Source organism: Streptomyces sp. NPDC059398 (assembly GCF_042751845.1).
Classification (GTDB): domain Bacteria; phylum Actinomycetota; class Actinomycetes; order Streptomycetales; family Streptomycetaceae; genus Streptomyces.
Map to the genome: position 1 here is coordinate 20,383 of NZ_JBHYWP010000104.1, position 8,094 is coordinate 28,476.

Genomic DNA, 8,094 nt, shown 5'->3' on the forward strand with positions numbered 1-8,094 from the left:
CCCTGGGGGGGTGGGGGCGGCCTGTGGGGGGCCGTGGGGGGGGGGGGGGGGGTTTATCCGCCTCTTCCGGGGGGGCGGGGGGGGGTAACGGGGGGGGGGTCCTGACCTGGAGGGTCAGGACCCGAACCTTGTGCTCCCGGAGAAGGAATCGAACCCTCATTCATCGGACCAAAACCGATTGTCCTGCCTTTAGACGATCCGGGATGAACTGCCCTCTATGTCTGATTCAAGTGATCAGGCGATCAGGCAGCCCCTACTATGCCGTACCACCAGCCCTCGACGCGACGGTAGAGGTCGGCACTTTGGTTCACGCGGACCACCAGGCAGCCGTGATAGTGCTCGCCCGTGTTCTTGCGGTTGGTCAACGGGTTGTGTTTCTTGACCGTCGTCTTGCCGAACGAGCCGACCCCGCCCACCACATCGGCCCAGTACCGCTCGGACGCGGAGGCGTCGGCCGTCTCGTGAATGTGTACGTGGAACCTCAGGTTGGCCGGGTCGACCTTCAGCAGGCGCAGCCATGCGAGGAAGACCTTGATCATGTCGGGGTCGCTATTGATGAAGGCCACCCGCTCCTGGGGTCGGTGAGGCTTGCTCTTGGTTCCCTCGGCCCAGTAGAGCGCGGCCCCCGCGATCATCAGTTCCCGCTCGGAAAGGTCGCCGATCTCGTCACTGGCCGCCCGCTTGGTCTTCTGGCGTTCCACCTCGCGACGCTGCAGCGTGGCCTCCCAGCCGCGCCTGGCGATCGCCGATGCGTCCTCTCGCGTGCGCCGGGGCGGCTTCGGCATGTCCCGCACCCAGAGCGAGATCGAACTCTTCGAGCACCCCAGCTCCACCTGGATCCCGTCGTACGTCATCCCCTGCGCCCGGAGCTCGCGGGCCTTCGCCCGCAGGTCGTCCTTCGCGTTCGGCCGTCTGGTCCACTCGGGTGCGGGCTCGCCCTCCAGCAGGCGGTTGAGGATGTCGTTGTTGTCGACGAAGAGCCGGTCGCGGATCTGGCGGCGGCTGAGGCCCTCCCTGCGTAACGCGATGGCCTGTTCGCGCAGGCCCTCGAAGTCGGCGTACTTGCTGTTTCTGCTGCGGATATCGGTCACGGCAACAGCATCGTCCGGAATGCGGACGTCCGGTTCGAAAGCATGCTCGATTCACTGGATCGAGTGATCAGGGCGTATTGCGCGTAACCTCCCGTATCGAAATTCGTGGGGCAGGGCTCTGCCCGCCCGTACGCTGGTTGCCATGACCGCAACGGGGGCGTACGACACCACGGCCACGGGGCTGACCGCCCGTGGCTGGTGGTGGTGGGAGCGGCGGCGCGGTGCCGCCCTGGATGTGGGGCTGGGCGTCGTCTCGGCTCTGGAATGCGCGCTGGAGGGTGTGGGCTTCTCCGGGCAGGCCGGGCTTCCGGTGCCGTTCGGAGTGGTGTTCGGGCTGTTGGCCGGATTCGTACTGGTGTTGCGGCGGCGGTGGCCGATCGCGGTGGTGCTGGTGTCGATCGCCACCACGCCCGCCCAGATGGGTTTCCTGATGGGGATCGTCGGGCTCTACACGCTCGCCGCATCCGATGTGCCGCGCCGGCTGACCGGTGCGCTGACGGTGATGGCGACGCTGGGCACGCTGATCGTGACGTTCGTACGGCTGCGCCATGGCGTGGGTGCGGAGGACGGGACTCCGGGCCCGGTGTTCGTGGTGCTCGCGTCCGTCTTCATGTCGCTGGGGCTGACGGCTCCGCCGGTGCTGTTCGGCCTGTACACCGGGGCGCGGCGCAGGCTGATGGAGAGTCTGCGGGAGCGTGCGGACAGTCTGGAGCGTGAGCTGTCGCTGCTGGCGGACCGTGCGGAGGAGCGGGCCGAGTGGGCGCGTACGGAGGAGCGGACACGGATCGCGCGGGAGATGCACGACGTGGTGGCGCACCGGGTGAGTCTGATGGTGGTGCATGCGGCGGCTCTGCAGGCGGTGGCGTTGAAAGATCCCGTGAAGGCGTCGAAGAACGCTGCCCTGGTGGGAGACATGGGGCGGCAGGCGCTGACGGAGTTGCGGGAGATGCTGGGGGTGTTGCGTTCGGGCGGGTCGGTACGGGCTCCGGCGGCGGTTCCGCTGGCTGCGGTCGGGGTGGCGGCTGCGGCTGCCGCGGCGGCCGCGGTGGAGGACGGGCCGTGTCTGGACGAGCTGGATGTGCTGGTGGGGCAGTCGCGGGCGGCGGGGATGGTGGTGGAGCTGTCGGTGGAGGGCGCCGCCGGGTCGTATGACGCGTTGGTCGAGCAGACGGCGTACCGGGTGGTGCAGGAGGCGCTCACCAATGTCCACAAGCATGCGGCCGGGGCGAGGACGCGGGTGCGGCTGGCGCATCGCGGGGCCGAGGTGGCGTTGCAGGTCGAGAACGGTCCGTCGGATGCGGGTGCGGCCGATGCGGGGCTGCCGAGTGGTGGGAACGGGCTGGTGGGGATGCGGGAGCGGGTGATGGCGCTGGGAGGGGTGTTCGTTTCGGGGCCGACGGAGGCCGGGGGTTTCCGGGTGTCGGCGGTGCTGCCGGAGCGGCGGCCCGCTGAGGGGGAGTGAGGGGCGGGGGCGCTGCGCGTTCCTCCTCTGTTGCCTCCCGTGTGCTGCTACCTGGGTTCGCCGCGTTCCCCTGCCGCTCCGTGCTGTCTTCTGCTGCTTTCCGTGTCCGGGGCCGGTCCGTTGCATGCCCGGTCCCGCACGAGCGCCCTGTCTGTTACGAGCCCAGTCGGACGGGCTGGAGGCCGGTGACGAGGGTGGTGAGGGCCTGGTCGATGTCGGGGCCCAGGTACCAGTCGCCGGTGTGGTCGACGCTGTAGATCCGGCCTTCGGTGTCGATGGCGAGGAGCGCCCGGCCGTCCCCTTCGTCGCCGAGCGGGGCGATCTCGGTGTCGAGTGCGCGACCGAGGTCGCCGAGGGTGCGGGCGAGGTGGAGGCCGCTGAGCGGGTCGATCGTGACAGGGGCGGGTGCAGTCTGGCGGCCGGGTGCGGGGCCGGTGATGCGCAGTCCGCCGAATTCGGCCCAGGCTTCGACTGCCGCGGGGAAGACCGCGTGCTGGTGGCCGGCGGGTGAGACGTGGGCGCGCAGGGTGTCGGCCCACTGTTCGGCGCCCCGGATGTCCCAGCGGCCGGGCTGCCAGCCTGCTTCGCGCAGTGCGGTGTCCACGGTCTCGGTGAAGCGGGTGCCGGGGGCGGCGGGTGTGTCCGGCGTGTCCTGCGGGTGGGGCGGCATGGGCGGTGGTTCAGCCCTTCTCGGTGGTCGGGTCGACTGCGCGTACGCCGAAGTGGGCGAGCATCGCCGTACAGGAGCGGCAGGGGGGTGCGTAGCTGCCGTGGAGGGGGTCGCCGTCCTCGCGGATGTGACGTGCGGTGATTTTGGCGTGTTTGAGGGTGCGGCGGGCTTCGCCGTTGGTGAGGGGTTTGCGGGAGGCCCGTTTGGAGCGGGTGCTTTCGGCGGCGGTGAGGTGGCGGGAGAGCAGGATCGCCTCGGGGCAGCGTCCGGTGAATCGTTCACGCTGGCCGCTGGTGAGTGTGGTGAGGAAGTCCTGGACCAGGGGGTGGAGCGCGGGGGGCTGGTCGGCTTTGCCCGCGGTGGAGGTGAGGGTGTCGGCTCCGCGTACGGAGAGGGCGGCGGCGACGGTGGGGAGGATGCCGTCCCTGCGGTGGCGGAGTTCGGGCGGGCGGGACGCGGTGCTGCTCCAGCGCAGGCGTGGGTCGCCGGCGGGCGGAGTCTGCGGTGCGTGTACGGCCGGTGCCGGTGCCTGAGCCGGTGCCTGAGCCGGTGCCTGTGGCGCGTGTGCTGTGCGCGGCGGTGCTGCCTTCTGCGGCGCCCCCGTTGTCCCCGCCGTGTGGGCCGTCTGAGCCGTCTGTGCTGCCCCCGCCGCTGGCTGTGCTGTGTGCGATGTGTGTGGTGTGTGTGGTGTCTGTGCGGTGTGCATGGTCGTGCTGCCCCTCCCCGCCCCGCGGCGGCTGCCGCCGGTGTCGCGCCCCCGTGTTGCGGGGTCAGCCTGCCAAATGGGGCGCCGAGTGGGGAAGCTGGGGCCTGTGATCGGGGTGGTGTGTCGGCTGCGGGTCACTCGAACGTGACCGTCCGTTACGTCGGTGTGGAGGGGCCCGAGTCTGCGGTGAACGGGGCGGGACCGGCTCTTGCACCACCGCATAGGCTGTCGTTCCAAGCCATTCGCAGCAGGGGGCAACCGCCATGACGACAGGTCGGCTCGGGCAGCAAGCCGCGCCACCGAACGCGGCCTATGCCGGGCAGCTCGTGAGCTTCCCGGACCCGGTCCGGGCCGCGCGCCACCCCCGCGGTGTGCGGGTGGACGGGAACGGATTCCCGGATTTCTCACCGTACGCGCGCGCCGCCGCGGAGATCGCGGAGCCCCCTGAGGGGTTCGGTGTCGACGAGTTGCGGTTGACGGACTATGTGTCGGCCAATGCGGCGCTGGCGGCGTCGGGGCACGAACTGTGGGACACGATCCCGGCTGTTGCCACGCCGCACGGCTGGACCTGGCACCACGTGCCGGGTACGCGCCGACTGGAACTGGTGCCGGTCGAGGTCAAGGCGTTGCTGCGGCACCATGGCGGACTCGCGACGGCGGCCGTCGACCAGGAGAAGCGGGGTACGCGTCCGTTGCAGGACACCCGGCCCGCCCATTTCGGGCTGCCCCGGGGTTCGGTGGCGGTCGGGGAGCAGCTGGTGCTGGCCGCCGAGGAGGATCTGGGGTACCGGCTGCCCGGCGCGTACCGGTCGTTCCTGAAGGCAGCGGGTGGCTGTGCGCCGGTCGGGACGGCGCTGGACGCGGAGTTGGGGCTGCTGGTGGACCAGCCGTTCTTCACGGTGCGCGACGAGGCGGCCGTCAATGACCTGGTGTACGTCAACAAGTGCCTGCGGGACCATCTGACGAAGGATTACCTGGGTGTGGGTTTTGTTCAGGGCGGGATAGTCGCGGTGAAGGTCAAGGGCGGTGCGGTGGGCACGGTCTGGTTCTGTGCGTACGACGATGCCCGTGATCAGGACGCGTGGCCGCCCGCGGAGCGGGTGGAGCGGCTGCTGCTGCCGTGCGGTGATGATTTCGACGCGTTCCTGGAGCGGCTGGCGGGGAATCCGCCGGAGCTGGAGACAGTGGCGAACCTGATGGTGGACGGCGGCTTCGCGCAGGCCGTCCCGGTCTCGGCCGAGGGGTGAAGAGCCGATGGTGACCTTTGCGCAGGCGCAGGAGCGCGCGGAAGAGTGGGTCAACGGGGACGTTCCCGCGTATCAGCACCGTGAGGTGCGGGTGCGGGAGTTCGAGCTCGGTTTCGTGGTGTGGGCGGAGGACCGCGCGGAGGGGCCTTCGGGCGGTGGCGGCCGTCAGCGGCTGGTGATCGCGCGGGACGGCGGTGAGGCGACGCTGTGGCCGGGGCTGCCGGTGGGCGAGGTGGTCCGGCGGTACGAGGAGGAGTACGGGGCGGCGGATGCCGTGGCGGCTGCGCCGGAGCCGGCGGCGCAGCGGATCGATCTGAACCAGACGTCGTTCCTGCTGACTCCGCCGGAGTGGCTGCAGGACGCGGCGGACAAGCTGGGTATCCCTGACCGACGGTCGGGGGAGGGGGCCTCTGCCGGGGCCGGGTCTCTCGCTGGGACCGGCTCTTCCGGTGGGGCCGGGTCTCTCGCCGGGGCTGGTTCTGCTGGTGGGTCCGGCGCATTGGGTGCGGCCGGTGGTTCCGATGGGTCCAGGGGTTCGGGTGATTCCGTCGGTTCCGGTGGTTCGGCCGGTTCCGGTGGTTCGGCCGGTTCGGCCGGGGATCGTGAGTCCGTGGCCCGGGGGAGTGTTCCCGCGGACGGGACGCCCTGGGCGGGGACCGACACCAATGCGGTGCCGGGTGGCCAGGACGGTTCGGTGCCGCTGCCCGAGACCGTGTTCGCGCCGCCGCTGGCCGGTTCGGACGATGAGGGGGCCCCGCCGCCGGGGGTGGCTCCCGAGGCCAAGACGGCGCTGATGTCGGGTGGCAGCGGACTGCCGCGTACGACCGTGGCGCCCGCGCTCGACGGGTTCCCCCCGCCCCAGCACGCTCCGCAGGCTCCGCAGCCCCAGCACGCTCCGCAGGCTCCGCAGCCCCAGCAGGCTCCGCCTCCGCAGCAGACTCCGCCGCCTTCGGCCCCCGCCCAGCCGCCGCCGGTCGGCGGGCCGCCGCAGCCGCCCGCAGGGGGCCAGCAGCCGCCGCAGTCGTTGCCGCAGCCGCCGGCCGGTCAGCGGATGCCTCCGCCGCTTCCGCCGCAGGGCGCCGGTGCGCCGCTGCCCCCTGCCGCCGGTCAGACCCCGGGCCAGGGCGTCGGCCCTGCGGCCGGACCCGGTCCTGGTCCCGGTGACATCTCGGATGCCGCGACCAGTAAGGCCATGGCGCCCCCGCGCGCGGCGCGTGGTGGAGCGACACCGCCTCCGCCGCCGCCCCCGCCCGGTGCCCCCGGGACCCCGGGTGCGCGGCCGGGTGGGGCTCCGCCGTTGCCGCCGGGTGTGCCGCCCGAGGGTTACGTACGGACACAGCTGGCCCCGCACCTCGGCCCCGGCGCCCCGGGCGCACCCCAGGTCCCCGGGCAGCAGCACCCCGGTCAGCCGGGCATGCCGCAGCCGCCGGGACCGCCGATGCCGCCGCCGAACGGCGGGAGCACCGGCGGTGGTCCGGGTGCCGATGTGCACCATGCGGCGACGATGCTGGCCGGCCCGAGTCTGGGTGGTCAGGGCAGTCTCGGCGGTGCCAGGCCGTCCGGCCCGCCCGGTGCGCCGCAGCCGCCGGGTCCGCCCGGTGTCCCCGGTGCCGGGGCGCCGCAGCCGCCCGGTCAGCCGGGTCCGCCCGCGCCTCCGCCGCCCGGGGGCAGTATGGGCGGTGACGTGCACCATGCGGCCACCATGCTGGCAGGACCCGGGATGGGGACGCCGCCGCCCGGCCGGACCCCGCCGCCCGGTCCCGTACCACCGCCGCAGGGTGCCGCGTACGGGTATCCGCAGCAGCCCCCCGGCGGGCTGCCGACGGTGGGCCCCGGCTATCAGGCCGTACTGCGCTACCGCGCGCAGGACGGGTCCGAGCAGCAGCTCATCCGCCGTTCGGCGCCCGGCACCCCGCACCCGGAGTGGCAGATGCTGCACGAGCTGCGGGCCATGAACGTGCCGCCGCAGCAGGTCATCGAGCTGCACACCGAGCTGGAGTCGTGCGAGCTGCCGGGTGGGTACTGTGCGCGGATGATCCGGGAGACCTGGCCGCAGGTACGGATCACCAGCGTCGCCCCGTACGGCAGTGATCACGCAAGCCGTCAGCAGGGGATGCAGCATCTGCTGACGCACCAGGGCGAGCTGCACCAGGTCGCGGACGGTCCGGCGCGGCCCGCTCCGGTGCGGGCCCCGCTGCCCGCGGTGCAGCCGGCGCCGCCGCTGCCGCCGCAGGGTGTGGCGCACGAGCTGGCGCAGGCGTTCGGGCCGCAGGGTGTCTTCCGGTTCGACCAGCGGGCGGTGTCCCGGCAGGGTGTGCCGGACATCGTGGCGCAGACGCTGGTGTGGGCGGGGCTGCCGGTCGATTTCGGACCGTTCTTCTGGGCGCAGGCGGTGCCGGGTCAGCCGGTGCCGACGCTGGCCGAGCTGGCGGCGCAGCGGCAGGTGCAGCCCGCGTCCGACGCGGGGTCGTATCTGGTGATGGGCTCCGACTTCGGCCGGGCGCTCTGTGTGCAGTACGGCACCGCGAACATCGTGGCGGTGCCGGTGGAGGCGGGGCCCGGTGGCCGGCCGGTGGCGCCGCAGTTCGTGAACTCCGGGCTGCCCGAGTTCGTCCGGTCGCTGGCGTTGCTGGGCCGGATGTGGCGGCTGCGCTTCGGACTCACGCCGGAGCAGGCGGGCCGGTGGACGGTCGACTTCCAGGCGCAGCTGATGATGCTGGACGCGGCGGCGCTCGGTTCGCCGGAGAGCTGGTGGTCGGTGCTGCTTGAGCAGATGTGGGACGGGCTGCTCTGAGGTAGTCACGGCACGACCCCTGTGCGCCGTACGAGGCGCCGGGCGGCCGCCCGCCCCCCCCCCCCGCGGCGAGTCGCGCGCCGCCCACCCCCCCGCGCGGGGCGGGGCCGCGCGCCCCCCCCCC

At 72.6% G+C, this 8,094-nt stretch carries 6 protein-coding genes and 1 tRNA gene; 3 read left to right on the forward strand and 4 right to left on the reverse strand.

The genetic code is table 11. The annotated features are described in order from the left end of the window. Positions 1-133: 133 nt before the first annotated feature. Positions 134-204, reverse strand: a tRNA-Gln gene (locus tag ACFXBC_RS28965). 38 nt (positions 205-242) lie between these two features. Then, a complete protein-coding gene (locus ACFXBC_RS28970) occupies positions 243-1,082 on the reverse strand; it encodes a hypothetical protein (RefSeq protein WP_385030817.1) in 840 nt (279 codons plus the stop codon). A 151-nt stretch (positions 1,083-1,233) separates the two neighbouring features. Here ACFXBC_RS28970 and ACFXBC_RS28975 point away from each other — a divergent pair, with 151 nt between their 5' ends. Then, entirely contained in the window at positions 1,234-2,553 is a 1,320-nt protein-coding gene (locus ACFXBC_RS28975; RefSeq protein ID WP_385030802.1) for a sensor histidine kinase, read from the forward strand. A 154-nt stretch (positions 2,554-2,707) separates the two neighbouring features. On the opposite strand, the gene ACFXBC_RS28980 is transcribed toward ACFXBC_RS28975, so the two are convergent. Beyond that, the gene (locus ACFXBC_RS28980) at positions 2,708-3,223 is read right to left on the reverse strand and encodes an SUKH-3 domain-containing protein (protein ID WP_385030805.1); all 516 of its coding nucleotides are present in this window, start codon (positions 3,221-3,223) and stop codon (positions 2,708-2,710) included. Positions 3,224-3,233: 10 nt separating this feature from the next. Next, on the reverse strand, positions 3,234-3,698 hold the full coding sequence (locus ACFXBC_RS28985; RefSeq protein ID WP_385030819.1) for a YwqJ-related putative deaminase: 465 nt from the start codon (positions 3,696-3,698) through the stop codon (positions 3,234-3,236). 494 nt (positions 3,699-4,192) lie between these two features. Between ACFXBC_RS28985 and ACFXBC_RS28990 the strand changes: the two genes are divergently transcribed. Continuing rightward, positions 4,193-5,176, forward strand: a complete 984-nt coding sequence (locus ACFXBC_RS28990) for an SMI1/KNR4 family protein (RefSeq protein ID WP_385030808.1) — start codon at positions 4,193-4,195, stop codon at positions 5,174-5,176. 7 nt (positions 5,177-5,183) lie between these two features. Then, positions 5,184-7,970 carry an SUKH-4 family immunity protein gene (locus ACFXBC_RS28995; RefSeq protein WP_385030811.1) on the forward strand — a complete coding sequence of 929 codons (2,787 nt, stop codon included), beginning with the start codon at positions 5,184-5,186 and terminating at the stop codon, positions 7,968-7,970. The last annotated feature ends 124 nt before the right edge of the window (positions 7,971-8,094 follow it).